The 25,229-nt window shown below is 56.7% G+C and carries 22 protein-coding genes; 14 read left to right on the top strand and 8 right to left on the bottom strand.

The features are described from left to right. The first annotated feature begins 91 nt into the window (after positions 1–91). The 7 genes from AO356_RS33250 (at position 92) to AO356_RS30285 (ending at position 6,274) form a co-directional block, all read left to right on the top strand. A complete protein-coding gene (locus tag AO356_RS33250; protein ID WP_041931358.1) occupies positions 92–223 on the top strand; it encodes a rubredoxin in 132 nt (43 codons plus the stop codon). A gap of 87 nt (positions 224–310) precedes the next feature. Beyond that, positions 311–1,783 (top strand): NAD-dependent succinate-semialdehyde dehydrogenase, encoded by a 1,473-nt coding sequence (locus tag AO356_RS30310; RefSeq protein ID WP_060743007.1) that lies wholly within the window; start codon positions 311–313, stop codon positions 1,781–1,783. 205 nt (positions 1,784–1,988) lie between these two features. Then, positions 1,989–3,149 carry an MFS transporter gene (locus tag AO356_RS30305; RefSeq protein ID WP_060743006.1) on the top strand — a complete coding sequence of 387 codons (1,161 nt, stop codon included), beginning with the start codon at positions 1,989–1,991 and terminating at the stop codon, positions 3,147–3,149. Positions 3,150–3,611: 462 nt separating this feature from the next. Continuing rightward, the gene (locus AO356_RS30300; RefSeq protein ID WP_060743005.1) at positions 3,612–3,929 is read left to right on the top strand and encodes an antibiotic biosynthesis monooxygenase family protein; all 318 of its coding nucleotides are present in this window, start codon (positions 3,612–3,614) and stop codon (positions 3,927–3,929) included. Beyond that, entirely contained in the window at positions 3,919–4,197 is a 279-nt protein-coding gene (locus tag AO356_RS30295) for a LysR family transcriptional regulator (RefSeq protein WP_060743004.1), read from the top strand. Before AO356_RS30300 ends, AO356_RS30295 begins: the two co-directional genes overlap by 11 nt. Before the next feature lie 61 nt (positions 4,198–4,258). Further along, positions 4,259–4,747, top strand: coding sequence for a cupin domain-containing protein (locus tag AO356_RS30290; protein ID WP_060743003.1), 489 nt, complete (start codon positions 4,259–4,261; stop codon positions 4,745–4,747). 498 nt (positions 4,748–5,245) lie between these two features. Continuing rightward, on the top strand, positions 5,246–6,274 hold the full coding sequence (locus AO356_RS30285) for an alpha/beta hydrolase (protein ID WP_013692831.1): 1,029 nt from the start codon (positions 5,246–5,248) through the stop codon (positions 6,272–6,274). A 167-nt stretch (positions 6,275–6,441) separates the two neighbouring features. On the opposite strand, the gene AO356_RS30280 is transcribed toward AO356_RS30285, so the two are convergent. Further along, positions 6,442–7,347: a LysR family transcriptional regulator gene (locus AO356_RS30280; protein ID WP_013692832.1), complete on the bottom strand. Its 906-nt coding sequence runs from the start codon at positions 7,345–7,347 to the stop codon at positions 6,442–6,444. 162 nt (positions 7,348–7,509) lie between these two features. Beyond that, positions 7,510–8,592, bottom strand: a complete 1,083-nt coding sequence (locus AO356_RS30275) for an AbrB family transcriptional regulator (RefSeq protein WP_060743002.1) — start codon at positions 8,590–8,592, stop codon at positions 7,510–7,512. A gap of 129 nt (positions 8,593–8,721) precedes the next feature. Here AO356_RS30275 and AO356_RS30270 point away from each other — a divergent pair, with 129 nt between their 5' ends. Further along, positions 8,722–9,618 (top strand): LysR family transcriptional regulator, encoded by an 897-nt coding sequence (locus AO356_RS30270; protein ID WP_013692834.1) that lies wholly within the window; start codon positions 8,722–8,724, stop codon positions 9,616–9,618. A gap of 35 nt (positions 9,619–9,653) precedes the next feature. Here the strand turns inward: AO356_RS30270 and AO356_RS30265 are convergent, their stop codons facing one another. Together AO356_RS30265 and AO356_RS30260 are read right to left on the bottom strand one after the other, a co-directional pair. Further along, a complete protein-coding gene (locus AO356_RS30265) occupies positions 9,654–10,847 on the bottom strand; it encodes an MFS transporter (protein WP_203225770.1) in 1,194 nt (397 codons plus the stop codon). Positions 10,848–11,099: 252 nt separating this feature from the next. Further along, a complete protein-coding gene (locus AO356_RS30260; protein WP_060743001.1) occupies positions 11,100–11,993 on the bottom strand; it encodes a LysR family transcriptional regulator in 894 nt (297 codons plus the stop codon). Between the two features lie 189 nt (positions 11,994–12,182). Here AO356_RS30260 and AO356_RS30255 point away from each other — a divergent pair, with 189 nt between their 5' ends. The 6 genes from AO356_RS30255 to AO356_RS30230 all read left to right on the top strand — a co-directional run bounded on the left by AO356_RS30255 (position 12,183) and on the right by AO356_RS30230 (position 20,493). After that, positions 12,183–12,857 (top strand): NADPH-dependent F420 reductase, encoded by a 675-nt coding sequence (locus AO356_RS30255; protein WP_060743000.1) that lies wholly within the window; start codon positions 12,183–12,185, stop codon positions 12,855–12,857. Positions 12,858–12,873: 16 nt separating this feature from the next. Further along, positions 12,874–14,514 (top strand): GMC family oxidoreductase, encoded by a 1,641-nt coding sequence (locus tag AO356_RS30250; protein WP_060742999.1) that lies wholly within the window; start codon positions 12,874–12,876, stop codon positions 14,512–14,514. 72 nt (positions 14,515–14,586) lie between these two features. Continuing rightward, positions 14,587–16,038 (top strand): aldehyde dehydrogenase family protein, encoded by a 1,452-nt coding sequence (locus AO356_RS30245; protein ID WP_060742998.1) that lies wholly within the window; start codon positions 14,587–14,589, stop codon positions 16,036–16,038. Between the two features lie 272 nt (positions 16,039–16,310). Continuing rightward, the gene (locus AO356_RS30240) at positions 16,311–16,757 is read left to right on the top strand and encodes a (2Fe-2S)-binding protein (RefSeq protein ID WP_013692840.1); all 447 of its coding nucleotides are present in this window, start codon (positions 16,311–16,313) and stop codon (positions 16,755–16,757) included. 129 nt (positions 16,758–16,886) lie between these two features. Further along, positions 16,887–19,145, top strand: coding sequence for a xanthine dehydrogenase family protein molybdopterin-binding subunit (locus tag AO356_RS30235; protein ID WP_060743252.1), 2,259 nt, complete (start codon positions 16,887–16,889; stop codon positions 19,143–19,145). 13 nt (positions 19,146–19,158) lie between these two features. Beyond that, positions 19,159–20,493, top strand: coding sequence for a c-type cytochrome (locus AO356_RS30230; RefSeq protein WP_060742997.1), 1,335 nt, complete (start codon positions 19,159–19,161; stop codon positions 20,491–20,493). Positions 20,494–20,692: 199 nt separating this feature from the next. Here AO356_RS30230 and AO356_RS30225 read toward each other — a convergent pair whose 3' ends face one another. From AO356_RS30225 to AO356_RS30210, 4 genes are all read right to left on the bottom strand, one after another. Further along, entirely contained in the window at positions 20,693–21,643 is a 951-nt protein-coding gene (locus AO356_RS30225) for an aldo/keto reductase (RefSeq protein WP_060742996.1), read from the bottom strand. A 59-nt stretch (positions 21,644–21,702) separates the two neighbouring features. Then, positions 21,703–22,446: an SDR family oxidoreductase gene (locus AO356_RS30220; protein ID WP_060742995.1), complete on the bottom strand. Its 744-nt coding sequence runs from the start codon at positions 22,444–22,446 to the stop codon at positions 21,703–21,705. A gap of 107 nt (positions 22,447–22,553) precedes the next feature. Next, positions 22,554–23,117 (bottom strand): cyclophilin-like fold protein, encoded by a 564-nt coding sequence (locus tag AO356_RS30215; RefSeq protein WP_310650538.1) that lies wholly within the window; start codon positions 23,115–23,117, stop codon positions 22,554–22,556. Between the two features lie 256 nt (positions 23,118–23,373). Next, on the bottom strand, positions 23,374–24,348 hold the full coding sequence (locus AO356_RS30210) for an alpha/beta hydrolase (protein WP_060742994.1): 975 nt from the start codon (positions 24,346–24,348) through the stop codon (positions 23,374–23,376). Positions 24,349–25,229 lie beyond the last annotated feature (881 nt).

Here is a 25,229-nt window from a genome sequence, read left to right as displayed (position 1 = left end):
AAACGGAAGAAAAATCATGAGCAATGACACGTCCACACAAGCCTTGTCCGAGGGCGAATTCAAAATTTGGCAATGCATTTTATGCGGTTTCATGTATGACGAAGCCGAAGGTATTCCGGAAGAGGGCATACCTGCTGGAACTCGGTGGGAAGATGTTCCCCAGGATTGGATTTGCCCTGAGTGTTCGGCGACGAAGCTGGACTTCGAGATGGTCGAGATTTGATTAATTGCCTTTCCGGCACAGTGTTTTTTCGGTGATTGAGGGCGATATCAACCGAGCCCCTTGGCGCCAAATGTAGAGGGAATTCAGATGTCCATTGAAACCAATAATAATGTCATCGCCGACGCTGATCATCCGCGCGTAGGCCTCTTCATCGACGGTGAATGGATTTTCGACCGCCCCTCTTGCTTTGAAGTGTTGGACCCCAGCACCGAAGCATCGCTCACCAGCGTTCCCGGGGCCACGACCGCTGACCTGAAACGCGTGTTGGCCGCCGCTGAGCGGGGGTTCAAAATCTGGCGGGACACACCACCGGCTGAGCGTAATATCATCATCAGTCGTGCCATCGCAGGCGTGCGTTCACGTTCCGAAGAAATCGCGCAGATCATCACCCGAGAGAACGGCAAATTAATTGCAGATGCGCGTGCGGAGGTGGAGCGTTCGGCGAGCTTCTTCGATTGGGACATGGCACAGGCCCTGCGAGCCTACGGGACCATCGTTCCGGGCGAAGCTCAAATGCAGAAATCGATTCTTCGTCAGCCAATTGGTCCAGTCGCAGCGTTCACGCCTTGGAATGTGCCGCTAAGCGCACCGTCGCGAAAAATCAGCGGTGCACTGTGCGCCGGGTGCTCCATCATTTTGAAAGCCCCAGAAGAAACCCCTGGCGCGGCAGTAGCAATGGTTCAGTGCTTCGAGCGAGCCGGTTTGCCCAAGGGCGTATTGAATCTGGTGTTTGGCAACCCGGCGCTAGTGTCTTCGACCCTGATCGAGTCGCCAGTGACCCGCATGGTGACCTTGACGGGGTCGGTGGCAGTCGGCAAGCACTTGAGCCAACTGGCGGGTGCGGCCATGAAGCCGGTGCTGATGGAGCTCGGCGGCCATGCCCCGGTCATCGTTTGCGAAGGGGTCAATGCCGCGGAAATCGGCAAGATGGCACTCAAGAGCAAAATTCGGATCAACGCTCAGTGGTGCGCTGCGCCAGGTCGCTTCCTGGTACACGAGAGTATCTACGACGAATTCGTAGCGGCGTTTGTGGCAACCGCCGATCAGGTACGTGTGGCCGACGGCATGGATACGAAGGCAGACATCGGACCGGTCACCAGTGTCCGGCGCCTCGCCGCGATGCAGCATTTTGTCGATGACGCATTGGCGCGTGGCGGCAAGGTTGCCGTGGGTGGGCATCGTGTAGGTGAGCGTGGTTATTATTTTGCGCCGACTCTGCTGGTCGACACTCCACTAGATTGCGCCATCATGACCGATGAGCCTTTTGGGCCGGTCGCTGTCGCGGTTCGTTTCTCGACCCTAGATGAGGCCATCGAGATTTCCAACAGTCTATCCGTGGGTTTGGCTGCTTTTGCGTTCACCAATTCACTGGAACAGGCTGAACGATTGAGTCGTGAGCTGGATGTTGGAGTCCTGTCGATTAACCATTTCGGTGCGCCGGATCCTGACACTCCGTTTGGCGGTGTGAAGGACAGTGGTATTGGTAGAGAGGGGGGGCCGTGGAGTCTGGACTCGTACATGGTCAGCAAGACCGTGCTACAGAAAACTGCTCGCGTCTGACTCAGTGCCCCCAGTTTCCGTGACGGGCGTTGGGGGCTTTGGCTTTATCCGATGATCAAGGCCAATCCAGTGACCACTTGAATTCATAGGAGCATTCACTGAGGCAGGCATTTCCTGAAGCTGCTTCCTGCTAATGTCGGACTTTTTTTGATGCGCAAGGCATCAATGCGCTTCGCACGAACGCATCCGATTAAGGAGTTTGCCCATGAGTGCCAATAATGGTCGCCTGCCTATGATCGGGCTACTTGCTCTGTCCACTACAGCGTTTCTCACCATTCTGACCGAGACGATGCCGGCAGCGGTTCTGCCTGCGATGTCGGAGAGCCTTGAGCAGCCCCCCGCTGGTATCGGTTTATTGGTTTCCATCTATGCATTGGCCTCCGCTGCAGCCGCAATCCCCATTGTGGCGCTCACTCGAAGTCTGCCTCGCAAATCCTTGTACATCATGCTCGTGCTGAGCTTTGCAATGGCTAACGGTATTACCGCCATCTCGACGTCTTATGCGCTGACGGTCGCGTCACGGGTGGTGGCTGGCCTGGCCGCAGGAGTTGTCTGGCCGGTCATCTGTGGTTATGCCATCCGCTTGGTCGATCGCAAAGACATGGGACGGGCTGTCGCGATTACCCTGGCGGGGAGTACCGTGGCCATGGTCGCCGGTTTGCCCTTGGGTAGCATGCTGGGTTCATTGCTTGGATGGCGTTTCAGCTATGGATTGCTTTCGCTGCTCGCGCTGCTTGTCATCGTTTGGGTTTTGCTGGTCGTGCCGCCCATGCCGGGAGAGGGGCGCAAGGAAGGCACTTCGATTCATGACGTCATTCGCACCCCGGGGTTGAGAGTGATCTTGCTGTCGGCTTTTTGCGCGATCCTGGCTCATTACACGCTGTACACCTACATGGCGCCGCTTGCGGAAAAAAACAGGCTGTCAGGCGGGACCGCTCAGGGCCTGTTTCTGTTCGGTACGGGTGCCATCCTGGGCGTACTGATCGCCGGACGTTTCGTCGATACAAGGCTGCGGCTCATAGCGACCACCGCGTTGACGTGCACGGCTGTGACGATGGTTGTGCTGATAGCAGCTCCGTATCAAATGATCGCTTCGGCTGCGATATTTGTGTGGGGGGCTTCGTTCGGCGGCATGCCTACTGTTTTTCAATCAGCGACGGGGCGGGTGGCAGAAGATAATGCGGAGGTGGCAACGGCGATATTGACGACCATCTACAACTTGGGGATTTTTGGCGGAGGTGCCGTAGGTGGTTTGCTCCTAAGCTACTTCGGGATAGTAAGTCTCTCGGGGTTTGCGCTGCTCATCGTTAGCGCTTCCCTTGTGGTGGTCATGGGAGGGAGGTGTCACGCCTTTCCACGGCAGTAAATTATTGCGGGATATATCTCCCTGGAAGAGCGCGCGGCGTAGATGCAATCCTCACGACCGCGTTTCATGGCTGCCAAAAGCTCAGTCGGCATTCACCGGATCGCGCCCCGACGATGTTCAAGTGCTGCCATTCTGTTTATCGCGATAGCTCTTAACTCGTTGTTTTCATAGGTGCCTTCTTGATTCGGCGATATCTGTCTTTGCAGGACGTGCCGCTCATGGCTTAGCCACCGTTGTTCAACGGGACTCGTGGTGGCGCAGTTCAAGCACGAGCACTGTTGAGAAAAGCTCATTAGCGTATCAATCAGGTGCCGTATAGCCATGGCGCCATTGCCGGGGCTAGTTTTGTCTCGCTGGTGCAGCAGAAATGCTTTCGTTGGATGCGGGACTTGATTGCGCGCAACACAGGCATTGCACGCAGTTGTCATTTAATTTTATTACCCAAGCAAAGCAGGGCCGGATATGAATATCGCCGCAGTTAATACCTTGGAGATTCGGGTGATCGAAGAGGTTGACCAACACTTTGAACAGCGTTTGAAGGCGTACGCGGAGACCTTTGAAAAAGTACACGGATGCCTGGGGTATAGCGTGATTCGCAGCTCCCGCGATCCTGGTTTGTGGGTCTTCAGTGGCTACTGGAGCGCGGCATCGATGATGACTGAGCACTTTGAAAGTGAGTCGATGACGGCGTTGGTCAATCATTTGGTAACGTCATGTTCCAACCTGACGTTTGCCAGTTTCACGCCCCAAATCGGAAGGGGGCCGCACGATGAAGCTTGATGAAGCGCTATTTACGGCGATCGATCTCAATGCCTTGTTCATTCTCTTGGTGGTCTATCGCGAGCGAGGCGTGACGCGGGCAGCCGAACGACTGAACGTAAAGCAGCCAGCGGTGAGTAATACGCTGGCGAAGCTGCGCGTTCACTTTAAAGACCCCTTGTTCATTCGACGTTCGAGGGAGCTGGTGCCCACGGCCAAGGCCAACGAAATCGTACGGGGGTTGGCGCCGGCATTGATGAGGATCCAGGACGTTATACGCCCCTTGTGAGGATGATCGGCCGTGCCGTCCCTTCCTGTTCAGATAACCCATTCCAAGCAGGATTTTATCGATGAGAATAACGTTTGCCATGTCAATGCTTAGCGTAACCTTGATGGTTTCAAGTTCGTTGCACGCTGCAGAGGAGCCTGACAGCGCGATGCAAATTGTCAGGAACGGGGAGCAACCTTCTGTCCTGGGGTCGTCCAGGAATTTCGTCGGCACCGTCAGGGTTGATCCTTTATTTGCAGCGCGCCCGCCATCAAGGGTTACGGCAGGTGCTGTGACCTTTCAACCAGGGGCCCGATCAGCTTGGCACACTCATCCGGCGGGCCAAAATCTTATCGTCACGGCCGGTGTTGGATGGATTCAGCAAGAAGGGGGGGAGAAAATCGTCATCAAGCCTGGTGATGTGATTTGGACCCCGCCGGGTGTAAAACATTGGCACGGGGCCACGGATACCACTGGCTTGACGCACTTGGCAATTCAAGAGGTACAGGGCGGGAAAAATGTCGAGTGGCTGGAGCCGGTTACTGATGAGCAGTACGGGCATTCGCGATGAAGCCGCCAAGGCATCTGCGGATCAACGCGATATAGTCTGAAACCGGTATGGAAGAATCGACGATTAGGTCTGCATTATTCTGTTACATTGATGCTTGGCGCAGTGGGGCGATGGAGTTTTTTCGTCAATGATTAAAGGTGGGATTTAATGAATCTCCCGTACTCCGTGGGAACTCCCTAAACTGCAGCTAATAAAATCGTCAGCGCACCAGTCCAGGATTGCAGGCAGTCCGGTGTCTATTAATCAATTTTATGCATGACTCCATTCAATTGGATGTGGTGTTTTCCAGACAGCGCCTCGAATACATTGACGTCGACGAATTGATCCTTTGTGGGCTTAGACCTAATGCCATGAAGGGTAGTGCCCGGCGTCAAAGCCCAATGCTCCGTTCAGCGCAGTTGACCAGCTAGATTTGATTCCACTGGCGTTCATCGAGCCTGGGCCAGGCCGCAGTCGTTGTGGATGTCCACACATCGGTTCTTAATTAGGAACAACACCATGAAGAAATTATTTTTTACGCTGGCCCTGCTGGCTAGTTCGTTTACCGCGGTGGCAGCCGATATGTCCAACGGCGCGAACAACTTTTTCAAGAGTGATAAGGTGACTGAGCAGAAGGTATCCTTCAATAATCAGTACCGAATGAAAGTCGTCGGGAACCTGTATGTCCCGAAAAATTTGAATAAGGCCAACAAAAGCCCTGCGATTGTCATTGGCCACCCGATGGGGGCGGTCAAAGAGCAAAGCTCAAATCTTTACGCTCAGAAACTCGCTGAACAAGGCTTTGTGACCCTTGCGATCGATCAATCGTTTTGGGGCGAAAGCGAGGGGCAACCGCGTAACGCCGTGGCGCCGGATATTTACTCCGAAGCGTTCAGCGCAGCGGTCGATTACCTTGGAACCCAGTCGTATATCGATCGCAACCGCATCGGCGTTCTCGGCATCTGTGGTAGCGGCAGTTTTGTCATCAGTGCGGCAAAAATCGACCCTCGGATGAAGGCGATTGCCACCGTCAGTATGTATGACATGGGCGCAGCCAACCGCGACGCGCTCAAGCACTCGCAAACACTTGAACAGCGCAAGCAGATCATCGCAGAGGCGGCTGAGCAGCGTTATGTAGAATTCACGGGTGGGGAAACCAAGTACACCGGCGGTACCGTGCATAAACTGGACGCGAACACCCATCCCATCCAGCGCGAATTCTTCGATTTCTATCGCACGCCTCGTGGTGAGTTCACCCCGGCCGGGTCTTCGCCTGAAGTGACGACGCATCCAACGCTGACCAGCAACGTGAAGTTCATGAACTTCTATCCGTTCAACGATATTGCGTCGATTTCGCCTCGTCCTATGCTGTTCATCGCAGGCTCTGAAGCACACTCGCTGGAGTTCAGCCAAGAAGCCTTCAAGCTGGCGGGTGAGCCTAAGGAGTTGTTCATCGTGCCAGGCGCGGGCCACGTGGACTTGTATGATCGGGTGAACCTGATTCCGTTCGACAAGCTGACTTCTTTCTTCCGAACCAACCTGAAGTAACCCATCTTTGAAGCCGCAACTGCCCGGTTTGCATAGGATGTTGTGGCTTCAAGTCTGAACGTAGGTCGTAGTGCGCATCGCTCGACTTGCCCTTGGTGGAACGTTCATCCCTTGAGTCTTCATGGCTCTTTCGGGCCCTGTACGCTGTGCAGGGCCTTTTTTTTCTGTCATGACTCGTGGCGCAACGCGGCGATTAATAAAGCCATAGCCCCGGAGGGTTGCCGACGGCTTGGGTAATAGAGATGAAGTCCTGTCCACAGCGGGCACCAGTCTTTCAGTACCGGAATCAGGTGGCCAGCCTTGACATAGGGCTCAGCGATGTCTTCAGGTACATAAGCGATACCCAAGCCTGCAATGGCTGCATCAAGGCAATCATAAATACTGTTGTAAATCAGCTGACCATCAACCCGCATGTTCAACTGCCGGCCATCTTCCCCGAACTCCCAAGGCCACAATCCACCATGGGTAGGAAGACGCAGGTTTATGCAATTGTGCTGCATCAAGTCTTCGGGCGTCTCTGGTTCAGGGCTGCTGGCGAAGTAGCGCCTGGTCGCTACTGCGGTGAATCGCATGTCAGGACCGATGCGTACGGCGATCATGTCCTGGGCTATCGCCTCACCCAATCGGACGCCCGCATCGAAACGATCTGCTGCGATGTCGATAAGCCCATTGTCCGCGAACAGCTCGACTTTTATTCCAGGGTACTTCGGCAGGAATTTCTTCAACTTTGGGGAGATGATCGATCGGATGGCGTGATCCGATGCGGTGATGCGTACGGTCCCGGTTGGGCTTTCGCCCAGCTCTGACAACGCCAGTAATTCAGCGTCGATCTCTTCGAAGCGGGGACCGACAGTTGCCAGTAACCGTTCACCGGCTTCCGTTGGCGAGACTGAGCGGGAGTTGCGCGCAAGCAAGCGCGTGCCCAGATTTCGCTCCAGTGAGCTGACGGCATGGCTGACCGCGGATTGAGACAGGCCTAGATGTGCTGCTGCTCGAGTAAAACTCTTTTCCCGGGCGACGGCAATAAAGGCCATCAACCCACCAAAGGATTGCTTAAGGATGTCATCTTGCATGGCTTGAATGATCTTCGTGAGTGCGCATGAACAATAACATTCCGGTGCGTGGTGCGTAGAGTTTACGGAGGAGTTTGCTAGCGATGGTGAGCGACAGGGAAGTGTTGCCGAGTAGGAGAAGCCAGCCCTCGGGCATGCGGACATTTGCGGTGTGGCTTAAGCCTATGACGTTATCTGGCGGTGCTCAGACAAGCGAATGATCAGCCGTGCCACAAAAGCCCCTGTCAGGATGACCGCAAACAATCGCAGGGTCTGCATTGCCAGCACCAGTCCCACGTCGGAATGCGTGTCCACCGCGATGATCGCCATCGTGTCGAGCCCGCCCGGGCTGGTGGCCAGGTAAATCGAGAGGAAATCCCTGTCCGATATTGTTGCCAATAGCCAGGCAGATAATGCGCACAGCGCGATCAAAAGCGTGGCACCCATTATCATCGCCGGCAGGCGCCGCCAGACGTACCCAATCGTTGGGCGGTCAAAGCGCAAGCCGACGTAGCAACCCAGTGCGCCATAAGCAGTAGCGAGGAGCCAGTCGGGCAGCGCGATGTGCAACAGGCCGCTGATTTGCAAGGCGCCACCCAGCAGCAACGGCATCAGCAGCGCCCCGGCGGGCACTCGATTGCCCAGTGCAACACCAGCAAGCAGCGTGGCGATGGTCAGGCCTAGATTAAGTAGTCCGAAGCTCTGCGGCTCGACGTTTGTCACGTGCGTTTCGCCGCCTGTCGGTGCCCCGACCCAGTGGCTCACCAGTGCGCCGATCATCACCACGCACACGACTCGTACGTATTGCATGGTGGCGACTACTCGCGAATCGGCACCGTACTCATCCGCCATCGAGACCATCGCCGAGGCAGCGCCTGGAGCCGTTCCCCATGCGGCGGTGCTGGCCGGAATGCCTGCCCATACCAAGGCTAGTCCGACCAGAGCACTGAGGCAAACCGTTGCGGCGGTTGCCAGCAGCATCATCGGCCAGGACTGGGCTATCGAGAGAAGCACTGCCAGCGTCATGGAATGGGCCGCCAGAATGCCAACACAACCTTGGCCCAGCTTGAAGGCGTAGGGATGGAGCTGTATACCCGCACCGAACGTTCCAAACACGATGGCGACCATCATCGGCCCCAGGAACTGGCCGGCTGGCACCCCTAGAAACTTCAGCAACTGACCGGCTGCTCCAGCCACTAGCGCAAGCGCCAACCATTTGAATGGCGCGGGGTAGGCATGTAGAGAAAATCTGGCAGAAGAAGACAAGAGTCGTGCTCCAATCGCTGGTCGCCTTGAGGGCGTGGCATCGCTATCGATGTGCTGATAATTATTGATAGCGTGTTTGATAAAGTCTATTTTCTAATATCGATTGATTGATAACTTTGGTTGATGAATATGGACCTGCGTGACCTTGCCTATTTTGAAGTCATCGCCGAGCTGGGCCATCTGGGCAGGGCCGCACAAAAGCTCAACCGCAGTCAGCCGGCGCTGACTAAAAGCATCCAACGACTTGAGGAGTCTCTAGGTGCCCGGCTGTTCGAACGCGACGGGCGTCGGATCAAGCTGACGGCAGTGGGGGAGTTGCTGAAGGTGCGTGGCAAACAGCTACAGCAGAGCGTTGCCGAAACCCAGCGAGAGATACGTGATGTTGCCAACGGGGTGATGGGCAATATTCGCCTGGGCTGCGCTGCTTCCATGGCTGATCACCTACTCCCGCACCTGACCGCGACTCTGCTTTCACGTGCGCCGCAGATCACCTTGAACCTGGTGATTGGGCAGGACGATTTACTGCGCGAATCACTTTTTTCCGGGCGGCTGGACATGGTGATCTGCCCGCAGTACGAAGCAGATCCTTTGTTGGAATTTCATGCGTTGTTTGACGATGAGGCGGTAGTGGTCGCCAGCCGCAACCACCCGCTGTTTAGCGCAGGTTATGAGTTGCGCGATTTGTGCCAGTACCGTTGGGTGCTGCCGGCCACCGCCGTGCCGGCCCGACGCTGGATAGACAATGCGTTTCAGTCCAGAGACCTGCCTTTGCCTCAAGTGCAGATCGAAACGACTTCGATCTCCTTGCTGCCGCGCCTGATTGGTGAAACCAACCTGCTCAGTTTTCTGGCCCGGGAGACTCTCGAAGACGTAAAGGGTGTGACGCACCTTCGGGAGATCAAGCTCAAGGAAACAACAATGAAACGCACGATTGTCGTTTTCGTGCGAACCGGCGCCTATTTGTCGCCGGCGGCGCAAGTACTGCTGAACGTGCTTAAAGACGATGCACCGCTGTTATTGAGGTAGCGGATGCATAGCGACGGCTTGGGCACAAGAGGCTATCAGGCGGGCGTGGACTGGGTAAGCCGCCCGCCATTCCCAACGACTAGCGCTGCCAGGATGAGCAATACGCTGCCGCCAATCAGCGGGGCTGTTACCGATACATGATCCAGCAAGCTGCCACCGAAAGCGCCTCCGACCATGATCGCCATCTGGATAGCTGCAACCATCAGTCCACCGCCAGTTTCGGGCTCATCGCTTACCTCTTTGGCGAGCCAGGTCGACCAGCATACTGGGATGGCCGAGTACAACATCCCCCAGGCAAACATCATGATGGCGGCGGCTGCGAAACTGTAGCCCAACTCGGCCAGAGCCACCGTCATGACAGCCAACGCCACCGGAAGCCAGCGCAACAATTGGAAGAGGAATTGTTTTTCCAGCAGTCGGCTGACGATGTACGTACCACCGAAACCGGCTATGCCCAGGCTCAACAATAAAACCGACAGTTGAGTGGAGTCGACGCCAGTAACCTGTTCGAGAAATGGCCGCAAATAAGTGAAAGCGGTGAATGTACCACCAAACGTCAGCATGGCGGCCAGCAGACCGAACATGACGTTCCGACGTTTCAGCACCCCGAACAGCCTGGAAAGGGGAATGGTTTTTTCTGGCTGCATTGCGGGCAAGCTTTTGTATTGCCAGATCACGTTAATGATGACAATCGGTACAAGCGCCGCGAACACAAAGCGCCACCCCAGATGACCTCCCACATAGGCCCCAATGGGTGCGGCAAACGCAGCGGCCACTGAGTGGCCCATATAGATCATGCCCAAGGCTTTGGGCACAGCCTCCTCCGGGACTATCCGAAGCACAGTGGCGGTGGACAATGCCCAGAAACCACCGATTGCGACGCCTAGAAAAGCTCTGGCGATCATCAACCAAGTGAAGCCCGGCGCCAAAGCGATGACCACCAGCGAAATGAGCATCAGCAGGGTCATCGAGACCAGGACATGACGTCGATCGAAGCGTCCGGCGATAGAGGCAATGCAAAGACTTGCCACCACCGCAAAGAAGCCGGAAATGGAAATGGCCTGGCCAGCCATGCCTTGTGAGGTGTGAAGGTCGTTGGCGATGGGCGTCAGGAGACTCACTGGCATGAATTCTGCGGCGATCAGCAGAGCGACGCAGAGTGTCAAAGACCCCACGGCGCTCCAGATCCGGCTGTCAATCTGGGCCGTATTCAAAGTTGAGGTAGTCATCGGTGTTCCTGTGAAATAGCCAATACATGACGCCCTCGACAACTAGGGCGCTGGGCGAATGGACGAATAATGAAAGGAAAAATAACCAGGGATCGACCCCAGCGGGCGATGGGACACTGTCTCATCGCGACTTGCTTGAGGCGAAATGATAGGGGGCTAAGGATGATCTGTAATGATCTGAAATCCGAAAGCGCCTATGAATGATGGCGAATAATTCAGATGCGAAAAAGGAAGGGCTCAGAGCACCGTTGACTATTCGGGGTGCCGTAACTCATCGATTAGAACCTGCATCGCCCGAGACTTCTCGCGCTCGCTGGAGTAATAAAGGTGCAGCCCCGGGAATGTTCTCCACCAGGCTTCCATGACAGGGACCAGGGTGCCATCAACCAGATGGGGCTGGGCGATGTCCTCGGGAACATAGGCCAGTCCGAAACCCGATACAGCGGCATCCAAAATCTGATTGATGCCATTGAATACGAGCCTGCCTTTGACTCTCGTATTGATTTCCTGGCCGTCCTTTTCCAGCTCCCACGCGTACAGGCCGCCACGTGTTGGCAGGCGCATATTTATACATTCATGTTCCATGAGGTCTTGAGGTCTGGTCGGCATGGCACGAGACTCCATGTAGGACGGCGCGCCCACTATCACAAAACGCATGTCGGGAGCTATACGAACTGCTTCGATCCCGTTTGCCAACCCGTCCCCGAGCCGGATGCCAAAGTCGAAATGGTCGGCCACGATGTCCGTCAAGCCATAGTCGATAACGACTTCTACACTTATTTGTGGGTATTTCGGCAGGGCTTGCGCCAATTTCGGCCAAAGCACAGTTTCGATGACATGATCGGTTGCCGTGATGCGAATGTTGCCGGCGGGGGTGTCGCCAAATTCAGCCACGGCGATCAGTTCGGTCTCGATTTCCCTCAATCGCGGTTCAACGGTATTGAGCAGACGTTCACCGGCCTCGGTGACGGATACGCTACGGGTCGTCCGAGTGAGAAGACGTACGCCGACCCGAGCCTCCAATCTCTGGATGCTATGACTGAGCATCGATTGAGAGATTCCCAGCTGGGAGGCCGCCCGCGTGAAACTTTGCTCTCGTGCAACTGCAATGAGCGCGAGCAGGTCGCTGTAGTGTTCCTTTGCCATTCATCATTCTCTACGTGGGGGCGAATACTGTATCAGCTCAAGCGCCCGCTCCAAGGATCTATGTTCATGAGCCGGCCATGACAATCGTGGAGGGGATTAATCAATTTTGATCATACCTCTATTCGCCGTCGAGCCTTTCACCCGAACGCCATCCGTGTTTTTAATCCAAAAAATAACAAGAGGCCTTTCATGAAAATCGGAATTCTTGGCTCCGGCCGAATGGGCAGTCATCTGGGCACCATGTTTGCCAGGGTTGGCCATGAGGTTTCCTTCAGTTACTCGCGTAATCAGCAGAAACTTGCCGATCTGGCTGCATCGGCAGGCAAGAATGCACAGGCCAGCACGCCGGCAGAGGCGGCATTCAACGCTGACTTGGTCCTCTTGGCCGTGCATTGGCTTCAAGTGCCTGACGTCCTCAGCCAGGTGGATGACTTGAGCGGCAAAATCGTCGTGACCTGCTGCAATCCTTTAAACGCAGAAGACACCGAGCTTGTCATCGGCCATACGATTTCCGGTGCGGAAACGCTGGCACAGATGATTCCTGAGGCGCATGTCGTTGCGGCCTTCCAGTCGACACCCAGCGAAGTTTTGTTCGATGTATTCGCGGCCAGGGGAGAGGTGCTACGTCCCAGTTTGATCTTCTGTGGCGAGGACGAAGCCAGTAAAGCCACAGTTTCGGATCTTATCAGTCAGGTGGGCTTTGATCCGGTGGACGCTGGGGCTCTGAAGGTCGCCCGTTATATAGAGCCTTTCGCGATGCTCTCCGCAGTGTTGGCTTACGAAACGGACCAGGGGCCCGAATGGGCTTATCGCTTCGAGCGTTTTGACCGGTTGTTCAAAGGCACTTCCCGCGTCGGGAAATAGCGGGAGGAGCGGGTACATGCAGATTTATGATTACATCGTTGTCGGTGCCGGTTCTTCGGGCTGCCCGGTTGCGCGCGGTTTGTCTGACGATCCCCGGAACAACGTCCTGCTTATTGAGGCGGGACCTGCTTCAGATCGTTTCTGGGTCAATACGCCCGCGGGAATGGGCAAGCTCTATTTCAATAAGTCATTGAACTGGAATTTCCGCACCTCGCCAATGGAGAAGCTTCAAGGGCGTCGGATGTACTGGCCTAGGGGCAAATTGCTCGGTGGATCCAGCTCCATCAACGGCATGGTATTCATCCGAGGTCACCAAAAGGATTTTGACGGCTGGCGTGCCTTGGGCAACCCAGGCTGGGGGTATGAAGATGTCTTGCCGTATTTCAAAAAGATGGAGCACTTTGAGCGGGGCGGCGATGAATATCGCGGAGCGAATGGTCCACTATGGATCAGTGATCCGGTCGTTAAAGAAAAGAGTAGCTACGATTTTATAGAAGCCGCTAACCGTATCGGTATCCCGGTGACCGAGGACATGAATGGCGCCTTGCACGATGGCGTAGGTTTCATGCAACACAACATCCAAGACGGGCAACGGATGTCGACTTACCGGGCATTTATCGAGCCTGTCATTGAACGGCCGAACCTGACGGTTCGAACCGGATGCGAGCTGCAGCGCGTTTTATTCGAGGGGCGTACCGCTGTCGGTATAGAGGTTTTGAAGAGTGGCCGTTTGGAGCGTATCTATGCGGCGCGCGAAGTGATTCTGTCAGCAGGCTCGCTGAAGACCCCACAGATGCTGATGTTGTCTGGCATCGGCCCAAGGGCTGAACTGGAAAAACACGCAATTCCCGAAGTTCTGAATTCCCCAGGAGTAGGGCAAAACCTGCAGGATCATTTTTATATTCACACAGCCTTCCGTTGCACCCCAGACAGTTCGTACAACGCCAACCTTGTAGGCCTGCGCAAGTACTGGGAAGGCTTCCGTTACCTGATGACCCGCAAAGGGTATCTTGCCCTTGGCTCTTCCCAGGTCGCGGCGTTTGTTAAAAGTAGCCCGGACGAGGACTACGCTGATCTCCAAATCAGCTTTCGGCCCATGACCTTTCAATACTTTCCCGATGGCACGGTTGACGTTGAAAGGCATCCCGGGCTCGGTGTGTCGGTCTATCAGTTGCGTCCCAGCACCACGGGAACAGTGACGCTGCGCTCAACCAACCCGTCTGACCCGGCCGATTACACGCCAAATTTCCTGAGCAGCGATTACGACGTCAATGCGGTGATCAGTGGTGTGCGCTGGATACGCAAAATCATGAACAGCGAACCCATCAAGTCTCGCGTGGTTTCGGAAGAATTGCCGGGGCTCCACATTCGTACCGATGAAGATATCTACAACTATCTGGTCGAAACCGGCAACTCGGCCCACCACCAGGGCGGCACCTGCAAGATGGGTAACGACGCCATGGCGGTGGTGGACGAACGACTGCGTGTCCGTGGTATCGAGCGTCTGCGGGTGGTGGATGCCTCGATCATGCCATTCATCACGTCGGGCAACACCAATGCGCCGTCCATCATGATTGGTGTGAAAGCCGCCGACCTGATTCGTGAAGATGCAATGGCTCGCCGGGCAAGCAGTTCGCCGGTCGAAACTGTTGGTTGAATCGGCGGGTACCGTGTTGCCACCTGTCACGAAAATGCTCACCGAATAACAACAACTGGAGGCACCAGCAAGATGCACGATTACGCGAAGTTTTATATCGACGGTGAATGGGTAGAGGCCGCGGCCTCCCAGCGCCAGGAATTGATTGATCCGACTACCGAAGAAGCGTTTGCCACGGTCGCCATGGCGACCGTTGAAGAGGTGGACACTGCCGTGGCCGCAGCTCGGCGTGCATTCAAAAGCTATTCGCAGTCTTCCCTCGATGAGCGTTACGACCTGATCAACCGTATCATCGAAGCCTACGAATTGCGCGCCGATGATTTTGTACAGGCCATTGCGCAAGAGGTGGGTATTCCCTGCAGTGCCCGTGCTCAGGTTATGGGGCCAATCGAACATATGAAGGTCGCTCGCGACCTGTTGAAGACGTACGAGTTCGAGGCGCGAATTGGCAATACGATCGTTCGCCGTGAACCCCTGGGTGTCTGCGCACTGATCTCGCCTTGGAATTGGCCGATCCAGACAACCGTCATCAAGCTGATCTATGCGCTGGCCGCCGGTTGTACAGTCGTATCCAAGTCCAGTATCAACTCGCCGGTCAGCGCTATTCTGCTGACAGAGGTGCTGGATGCCGCAGGCGTACCCAAGGGCGTTTTCAACATGCTCAACGGCTCGGGGCGAGTGATTGGCGAGGCGATGTCGAAGCATCCCGATGTCGACATGGTTTCCTTCACGGGCTCGACCGGTGCCGGTGCGCAGGTAGGCGAGGCAGCGGCACGCACCATCAAACGCGTGTGCCTGGAGTTGGGCGGGAAGTCGGCGAATATCGTGCTGCGAGACGCCGATCTGGAAAAGGCCGCGCGCTGGAATATTCAGCGCGGCTTCTTCAATACCGGACAATCCTGCCACGCGCCGAGTCGCATGTTGGTGCATGAAAGTCAGGTGGAGCAGATCATTCCGTTTCTGGTTGACGAAGCAAACCGATTCCGTCTCGGAGACCCGCGAGATCCCGCCACGACCATGGGGCCGATTGTCAGCCGGGCACAATTTAACAGCATACAGCGTCACATACAGTCGGGCCTCGATGAGGGTGCACGGCTGATTGTCGGCGGACTGGGGCGCCCCGAAGGCTTCGAACGTGGCTTTTTCACCCGTCCGACCGTGTTCGTCGATGTGACCCCCGAGATGACTATTTGCCGGGAAGAGATTTTCGGGCCGGTCTTGGTGGTGGTGCCTTATTCCACCGAGGCGCAGGCATTGGAAATCGCCAATGACTCGCCTTATGGGTTGGGTGGCTATGTATTCGGTGGGGACCGGCGCAAGGCGTATGAGTTCGCCAGCGGCCTGCGTGCCGGGCGTGTTTGTTTTAACGGCGCGCCGACTAACTCGCTGACGCCTATGGGTGGCTACAAGGAATCCGGCATTGGCCGCTCAATGGGCGTTTTCGGGTTGCAAGAGTATCTGGAAATCAAATCGGTCTATGGCTTTGACGAGGAAGCCGCAGCACTGCCGTCGTTGAAGGCCTGATGCGACTATCCAAGACCAAGCGGTGCCGCGCCGATTATTGGCGCGGCACGCCTGCTGTTTGAAGAGAATATTTATTCATCTGATTAATAGCACCTTGCGAGGTGACTCACGTGGTTCGCTTGCTGTGCCACGGACGAGCCCAGTAGGGTAAGGCTTGTCTAAAAAGACGACGTTGCAGTTGTTGTTATTGCGAATGGTCAGTTGCCAAAGATTATCCGCAGGTCGTGCTCGGCCAGGTTTTTCACACTGTTTTCAATCGAGGCATTCTTACAATGGAACTCAACGTAAATGGCACTGTGTATGAGGTTGAGGCGGATGCGGATACACCATTGTTATGGGTGATTCGCGACGATATCGGCCTGACCGGAACCAAGTACGGGTGCGGTTTGGCGCAATGCGGCGCCTGTTCGGTCATGGTGGACGGCGTGCTGCTTCGCTCATGCGTTACACCGGTTGAAGGGGTAAAGGGCAAACAGATTCGCACAATCGAAGCCATTGAAGACGACGAGCTGGGCAAGCGCGTGGTGGCGGCCTGGGTCAAGCATCAAGTCGCCCAGTGTGGCTATTGCCAGTCTGGCCAGGTAATGGCCGCCACTGCGCTGTTGCAGCGCATTCCCAAACCTTCCCAAGCCGATATTGCTGCCGCCATGACGAATCTCTGCCGTTGCGGCACTTATAACGCGATCAAGACTGCTGTCGATGAGCTTGCTGGTGCTTGAACACGCGCAATTCGACTGAGCTGCGATGTGCCTGGTGACAATGCCGACGGCTAATCCTGACCACCTTTAATGGAGCAGGGATTGGTCTGCTGCCAGGCCGAGCATTGAATGCAAACACAGGGGAACACTATGTCAAAACTGGATGATTCTATCGCCGAGCGCGGCGTACTCTCCGACGCGCAACCTGTGAACGTCTCTCGCCGCCGTTTTTTGCAGGCATCGGCTGGCGTCACGGCGGGTGCGCTTGTTATCAGCTTCGGAATTCCCCTTGGCCCGTTGCGTGCTGCCGAGCGTGCCCAGGCATTGCCGCCTGGCGCCCGTGTACCGGCGTTTCTGGAGATTCGTCCGGATAATACCGTTCGCCTGCAGAGCCCCTTTATTGAGGGTGGGCAGGGCATTTTCACGGGCATGGCACAGGTCGTGGGTGAGGAGCTCGATATAGATCCAGCCAGCTTTCTGGTGGAGAACGCGGCGCCCGGGAATGACTTCAAAGTCATGGAAGGTGGCATGCGCTTCACGGGTGGTAGCCGGTCGATGCGCGCGAGTTACATGACCATGCGCCGACTGGGCGCATCGGCGCGCCTGATGCTATTGCAGGCCGCGTCATCCCACTGGAAGGTGCCTCTGGCGCAGCTGACTACTGAGCCAGGGCGGGTCATTCATGCCGCTTCCAATCGATCGATCACCTACGGTGAACTCGCGCCGTTAACGCTCGATTTGCCCATTCCCGATCCGCAAACCGTTACTCTGCGCGACCCTGCCACATTCCGCTGGATCGGTAAGCCGGTCCAGCGAATAGACGTCTACGACAAATCCACTGGTAAGGCGCAATACACCATCGATACTCGTGTCGAAGGCATGCTCCACGCCGCGGTACAGCATGCGCCGCGCTTGGGTCTGCAAGTGGGGCTGGTGCGCAACGAGGATCAGATCAGAAACCTCAAAGGCGTGCATTCGGTGCACCGTCTTGAGGGGGCAGTGGCGGTGGTTGCGCAACGCTGGTGGGTGGCCAAGCGTGCCGTCGAGGCTCTGCAAGTGGAGTGGACGGAGCCGGGTGGCGATTCAACCGTGCGCTACATGCCGGCTAATTTCGACACCCAGGCCTATGCGGAGCAATTGAGTAAAACCACCGACGCCGGGGATGAGGCCGAACGTGAGGGTGACCTGCAGCAAGGGTTGGCCGGCGCCAAGAAAGTCGTCAGTGCGACTTACCATACCCAATACCTCAACCACGCCCAGTTGGAGCCGCCCTCGGCCCTGGCGCGCTTCGACGCTGAAGGCAATCTCGATCTGTGGCTGCCGAACCAGGCCCCGGATTTGTTTTTGGCCGACGTCGCCAAGCGTACCGGTCTGGACCCTTCCAAAATCACTCTCCACTCTCCGCTGCTGGGTGGTTTTTTCGGCCGGCATTTTTTATACCCGAATGCATCACCTTACCCTCAGGCTATCCAGCTGGCTCAATCCACAGGTCGACCGATCAAGGTGATCTGGAGTCGCGAGGAAGAATTTTTGCGTGACGTGCTTCGTCCTTCCGCCGTAGTGCGCTTTCGCGCTGGCCTGGATGAACAGGGCATGCCGGTGGCCTTTGAAGCAATTAGTGCCACGGAAGGGCCAACCGAGGGTATCGCTAACAAACAAGGAGACAAAATCGACCCGACCGCCGTCGAAGGCCTGGCCGGTAAAAAATACGCCATTGCCCATCGTCGGATCGCTCAACTGTACTCGCAGACCCCGGTGATGCTGGGCTACTGGCGTTCAGTCGGGAACTCCATCAATGACTTCATGTATGAAGCTTTTCTGGATGAAGTGGCGGATGCCGGCGGTCAGGATCCCTATGAGCTACGGGCCAAGCTGCTACAGGGCAACGAGCGGCTAAGCCACTTGCTCAAAGTAGTGGCCGACCTGTCCGGGGGGTGGAAACGAGGGCCGTTCACGGCGCAAGACGGCACCAAGCGAGCAAGAGGCGTTGCAATGGCATCGCCATTTGGTACCGAAACGGCGGTGATCGCAGAGGTTTCCATCAGCAACGGAGCCGTGAAGGTTCACGACATCTGGCAGGCAATCGATCCGGGTAGCATCGTCAATCCCGCCATCATCGAGGCTCAGGTCAACTCAGCCGTGGCCCTTGGCTTGTCTCAAACCCTGGTCGAACAAGCCATCTACAAAGGTGGTACGCCGGTGGCGCGCAATTACGACCTCTACCGCATCCTCACACCGGAAATGATGGCCAGGGTCCATGTCCGTGTGGTGGAGAGTGGTGCGCCAATGGGCGGAATCGGTGAGCCGCCTCTGCCTGCGGTGGCACCGGCGGTTGCTAACGCCGTCTCGCGACTGACCGGTCAACGAATTCGCAGCATGCCTCTATCGCAGTACCGCTTCGACACCTGATGAGGAATGGTTCGTGAATAAAACTATAAAGTATCTGCTGCCAGCAGGCATCGTCGTGGCAGCTGGCTTGGGCTGGTTTGTCAATCGCACGCCATTTTCGCCTTTTGCTAATGAGGCATCTGCACCCTCGGCAGATGCACAACTCGTCCAGCGTGGTGAATATGTCGCCAGGCTTAGCGATTGCGTGGCCTGCCACAGCACGCCCAAAGGTGCGCCGTTTGCCGGCGGCCTGGAGATGGCGACCCCGATGGGATCAATCTATGCCACCAACATTACCCCGGACAAACAAACGGGCATCGGTAATTACAGCCTAGCCGACTTTGATCGCGCAGTACGCAGCGGAGTCGCGGCTGACGGGCACAGGCTGTATCCGGCTATGCCGTACCCATCCTATGCCAAGCTCAGCGACGATGATGTGCGGGCGCTTTATGCGTTCTTCATGGCCGGCGTTAAGCCGGCGCAGCAGCAGAACCAGCAAAGCCATATCCCCTGGCCGCTCAACATGCGCTGGCCGCTGGCTTTGTGGAATACCGCGTTTGTCGATGACGGTGCCTATCAGGCCAAGCCCTCAGAGGATGCGCTGTGGAACCGCGGCGCCTACATCGTCCAGGGCGCGGGGCATTGTGGCAGTTGCCATACCCCACGCAGCTTGACGATGAACGAGAAGTCGCTGGATGAAAGCAGCGCTACTTTCCTCAGCGGTTCGCTGCTCGATGGGTGGTACGCGCCGAGCCTGCGCCAGGATCCGAACACTGGATTGGGGCGCTGGAGCGAGCAGGAGATCGTCGACTATCTGAAAACCGGACGTAACGCTCACAGCGTGGTCGTGGGCACCATGGCGGAAGTCTTCAACAACTCGACGCAATACATGTCCGACCCGGACTTAAAAGCCATTGCGCATTACCTGGTGTCGTTGCCGGGCGACCCAAAGCGTGACGGGCCGCCATGGAAGCCAGCGGCCAAACTGGCAGAACAACCTCTGTCGACACCTGGGGCAGCCAACTATATGGCCAAGTGCAGCAGTTGCCACGGCAGTGACGGCAGCGGGCAGGCGCCATGGATACCTCCTTTGGCAGGCGCATCTTCATCAATGGTGAAGGAAGGTGCTACGAGCATCAATGCCACCTTGAACGGTTCCGAACGTGTCGTTGCTAATGGCATTCCGGATTCATATCGCATGCCCCCGTACCGCAACCAACTCTCTGATCAGGAAGTCGCCGATGTACTGACTTTCGTCCGCACGTCTTGGGGTAATCAGGGAGGGGCAGTGAAGGCTGACGAGGTGAAGGAGCTGCGTGAGCGAACCAATCCGGCCAGCAGCAACCCGATCATCCTGCAGATGCGTTGAGAGAGTATGGTGAGGGCTTGGCCAAGGCCCTCGCCATACACAAGGAGTCCCCGTCGGGGAGAAGTGGTTCGTGAAGAGGTGGTCCTTGTTTTCGATCATTACGCTTCGGCGTGCATGATCCAAGCAGAGCTCTGGTGTTAACGCCGTTGTGGGGCTAGTAATCAGAGGGACAGGCGCCACTTTCGACGTCCGGGTGCGTTCAGGGAACGTTGTGACCTGCCGCTCGGATAAGCCCGTACCATTCGGGGCGGGTGAGCGGAATATTCGAGCCCGCGGCTGCCTCGACTAGGCGCTCGGGTCTCGTGGTACCCAGTACGACTTGGATGCCGGCGGGATGACGGGTGATCCAGGCTGTAGCGATCGCGGTCGGAGTGACGTCGTACTGTGCAGCGAGTCGTTTGAGTTCAGCGTTAAGTTCCGGATAGTCGGGAGAGTCGAAGAACACCCCATCCTGAAAGGCTTTCTGAAATGGAGACCACGCCTGCAGCGTGATTTTGTTGATCCTCGCGTAGTCGACAATGCCGCCACCGTCACGAGTAATTGAGTCGTCGAATCCGGTCATGTTCGACGACAGGCCCTGGGCGACGATCGTCGAATGCGTCACCGAAAGCTGGACCTGGTTGGCCAGGATCGGTTGGGTCACGGCGGTTTTGAGCAGATCGATTTGACGGGGCGTATGGTTGGAAACTCCGAATGCGCGGACCTTTCCGGTGGACTCCAGATGGTCGAAGGCGCGGGCGACTTCTTCCGGTTCCACGAGTGCGTCGGGCCGGTGCAGCAGTAGCACATCCAGATAGTCGCTACCGAGCGCTTTCAGCGACCTCTCGGCCGACGCCACGATGTGCTCATAGGACTGATCGTAGTGCCACGGGTCGGCGACAATACTGGTTTTGGACTGGAGGAAGATCTGCTCGCGCTCGGCGCTGCTGAGTCGCAGCGCCTCGCCGAACCGGCGTTCGCACAAGTGCGGGCCACCGTCGGGATGGTTGAATCCGTAGAGGTCGGCGTGATCGAAAAAATTGATGCCCGATTCGCGCGCCGCGGTGTAGAGCGCGCGGATCTGGTCATCGGTGCTGCCGGCGATGCGCATCATGCCCGCGACGACGTTGGGAACCCGAGTGTCGGTTGATCCTAGTGGTACGGTCTTCATGAAAGCTCCTTGTCAGGACAGTGGTGGGCTGTCGGACGCCTTGCGTGAATGCAATGCACTCACCAAGGCTGGTTCGCAGGGCCAACTGTGAACTCGTTGATTGTCGTGTCATCGGGCTGGTCGATCGCGAAGGCGACGATGTTGGCGATTCGGTCTGGAGAAATGCCGTACTTGTCATAGATGTCCTGCATCTGGTCAAGCGCCAGCTTATCGCTGATCGTCGCCAGCAGTTCCGTCTTGACGGCGGCCGGGTAGATCGTCGCGGTGCGGATGTTATTGCCTTCCATGGCGGATTCCATGCGCAGCACCTCCATGAAGTCGCGAACGAACCACTTCGTCCCGCCATAGACGGCGCCGCCCGGATAGGCCTTTAGTCCCGCCACCGACGAGGTAGTGATGACGTGCCCAGCCTTCTGTGCCAGGAACTCGGGTAGCACCGCTGCCACACCATTCAAAACGCCCTTGACGTTGACATCTATCATTTGGTGCCAGTCTTCGGTCTTCAGTGCGGACAGGGGGGAGTTTGGCATCAGCCCTGCATTCAGGAAAATCACGTCCACGCGACCGAACCTTTCTTTGGCCAGGCGGACGATGCTGTTGTTGTCCTCTTGCTTGGTCACGTCCAGCGCTTGATAGACCACTTGGCCTCCGTTCAGGAGAATCTCGTCCGCGATCTGCTTGAGCTTGTCTTCTCGACGGGCGCCGAGCACGATTTTTGCGCCCTTGCTCGCGAGCAGCTTGGCGGTTGCCTCGCCGATTCCGGACGATGCGCCGGTAATGATGACTACTTTGTCTTTGATCATGATCTCTCTCTCTCTGGATTCGGGCTGCGAAGGAGATGCAGCAGACGATGACGCGGTATTTCAGGTCGGTGTTGAGCGCGTGGGGACTACTTTGTCAGCGCACGCTGCTATTGGGAAAACATCACCCGAACATCGCCACTGCCGAGCGCTTGGGCCAGGCCAGTCGGATCGTCCACGCGGCCCAGACGGGTGTATGAGTAAGCTGAGTCGAAGGTCTTGTAAAAGATGACCACGGTGCGCGATCCCCAAAGCATAAGGTCTCCGTTGCGGATCGTGCCGGGCCGGCTCTCACTGGTGGGCAGCGCTTCAGGCAGTTCTTTTTTCTTCTCGTTTCCGTGGAGGTCCTCCATGTCCAGTGTCAGCGGCAGCGTGGCAGCGAATGCGCGAGTGGCCTCGTTGTTGGCAAGGGTGATGGCGAAGCGACGTTCCCCGACGGTCATCCACAGGCGTGATTCATCCGATTTATTGGGTGCTTGAGTGACATCCTGCTCCGCGGCCACGGGCAGCGCAGTGCTGGCGGCGTGGGCGGGATGGCCGCTGCACAGTGCAAGGAGAACCAGCGGCATTCCAAGCTGTCGCATGGCCCGCCGGTGCCAGGAATGCCTACGGCTTGCAGCGCCAAGAGAGGAGAGAGTGCCGCCTGCACCGACGTCAACGTGTTTGCTCTGCATGTTGTTCTCCTTGCAATGCGGAAAATGGGCCAGACGCGTTGCCGCGCCTGCACGTGAACTCGTAGGTTTCGAGCGCGAATTCGCGCAGCAATATGGCGCTAATGCCCCTCAGCGAGTGGTCTATTGCCAGTTCTGGTTGCGATCCCCACTGGAAAGTCAGAAGTGTTGAGTGGCATGAGTCCATACCGTAGGGCGCGCCAGCCAGTTCAGCCGCATCGTGGCATTTCGCTCGCCAGGATGCGGCCGCTTCAATGCGTCAAGCGGCGCCTGCCGCCGTGGCCAGGTGCTGCGTGAAGAAGGTCGTCAGCTTGTCGAAAGGAATCACGTCCACACGATCGTACAGATCGGTGTGGCTGGCCTCTGGAATGATCATCAGCTCTTTTGGCTGCGCCGCGGCCGCGTAGGCGGTTTCGCTGAAGTAGCGCGAGTGGGCGTTTTCACCATGGATGAACAGGACCGGGCGTGGAGAAATTTCCGCGATGTAGGTCAGGATCGGCATGTTCATGAACGACAGCGGTGTAGTGACCGTCCAGGAGTTGCCCGAGTTGACCGCGCGCGGATGGTGTCCGCGGGTCGTGCTGTAGTAATCGTGATAATCGACCATGAACTGCGCTTCACCACCCCTCAGTTCGTTGTAGGGGGGCTGGTAAGCAGGGGCACCATTTTCCGCGTCGACCCAACGTTGTGCGCTCAGTTGTTCGAGCCCTTGCGTGCGCTGTTCGAGGGTTACGCTATCGTTGTAGCCCTTGGACATGACGCGGGTCATGTCGTACATGGTGCTGGCGACAACCGCCTTGACGCGCTTATCCAAGGCCACGGCATTCAGCGCCATGCCACCCCAACCGCAGATGCCGATGACGCCAATCCGTTCGCGATCAACGGAGGGTTGCAGGCTGAGAGCATCAACTGCCGCGCTTACGTCCTCGGTGTTGATGTCTGGTGAGGCGACGTTGCGCGGCTCACCGCTGCTTTCCCCGGTGTAGGATGCATCGAAGGCCAGCGTGACAAAGCCGCGCTCGGCCATGGTTTGCGCATAGAGCCCGGAGGACTGCTCCTTTACCGCGCCGAACGGGCCACAGACGACAATAGCTGCCAGCTTTGCGCTGGCGCTCTTCGGTTGGTACAGGTCGCCCGCCAGGGTGATGCCATAGCGGTTCGTGAAGGTGATCTTCTTATGGTCCACCTTGTCGCTCTTGGCGAAAGTCTTGTCCCATTCCTGTGTCAGTTGCATGTGCTTGCCTTACATGTAGTTGAGATTGTTCCTGCCAGCCTGAATACCCGTCGAGCAGCAGGGCTTGTCGTCGGCGTAGGCGTCATAGACTTTTCATGAGGAATATTCGTTTCGCAAATGGCGTCGCGCGTCGGGATTGGCTTTGCCAACTAATGTATGCCAGTCCCTGCCCCAAAACATCCCATGAAATTGCAAGCATCTATGCACGCTATTGGATAATCGCGCCCCCAAGTCCCAGGCGGTTCGAAATGGAAACCTATCCCGATGAATTCATGCTTGTTCGAATGACATATCACCACGCTGCGATGACCATTGATCATCGAGTCCCGTACATGGAAGTATTCGGTCCGCCTGCATCAGCTCAGCCTTGCTATATGACCGGCGGAAAACCCGCCGCAGGCTGCGTTGGTCGCCGATTCGAGTGACTCGGTCTGGGACAGGCGATGGAGGAGACCTTGTAGAGGACATCCGCCAGGCTTAACGGACGTGAAAGCTTGTTTGGTCAAGGCTTGTTGGGCTGCGTCGAAAGAGAGATCACAACCTCTGTTTCCGTTCCGGCGCTTCCTGCGGAAGCTGCTTCTAAACCCGTTCTTCAGGTCTGTAGGGGCAAGAGACCATTTGAAAAATTAGCCGCTGGCCGAACAGTAATACTTCATCCAGATTGTGGGCTGGCAGGTTTTTCCAAAAGAAAAAATGCAAGCCCTGAATCGGTAACGGTAATCGTCTCAAGCATGTTGCTTAGTTGTGAGTCGTGCTCGCTCGTAGTTGAGCGGGCACTAAATCACTGTGTTGATGTGCCATCGAAGCGCGGTGATTTCTTGCATTGCGTGCTTTTATTCATAGGGCCTAGCACGTGGCTGCATGATTGAGCCCACTAAGCT

The organism is Pseudomonas fluorescens (assembly GCF_001307275.1).
Lineage (GTDB): Bacteria > Pseudomonadota > Gammaproteobacteria > Pseudomonadales > Pseudomonadaceae > Aquipseudomonas > Aquipseudomonas fluorescens_AA.
The sequence above is the reverse complement of the archived record's forward strand: the minus strand, read 5'-3'. Positions and strand labels throughout refer to the sequence as shown.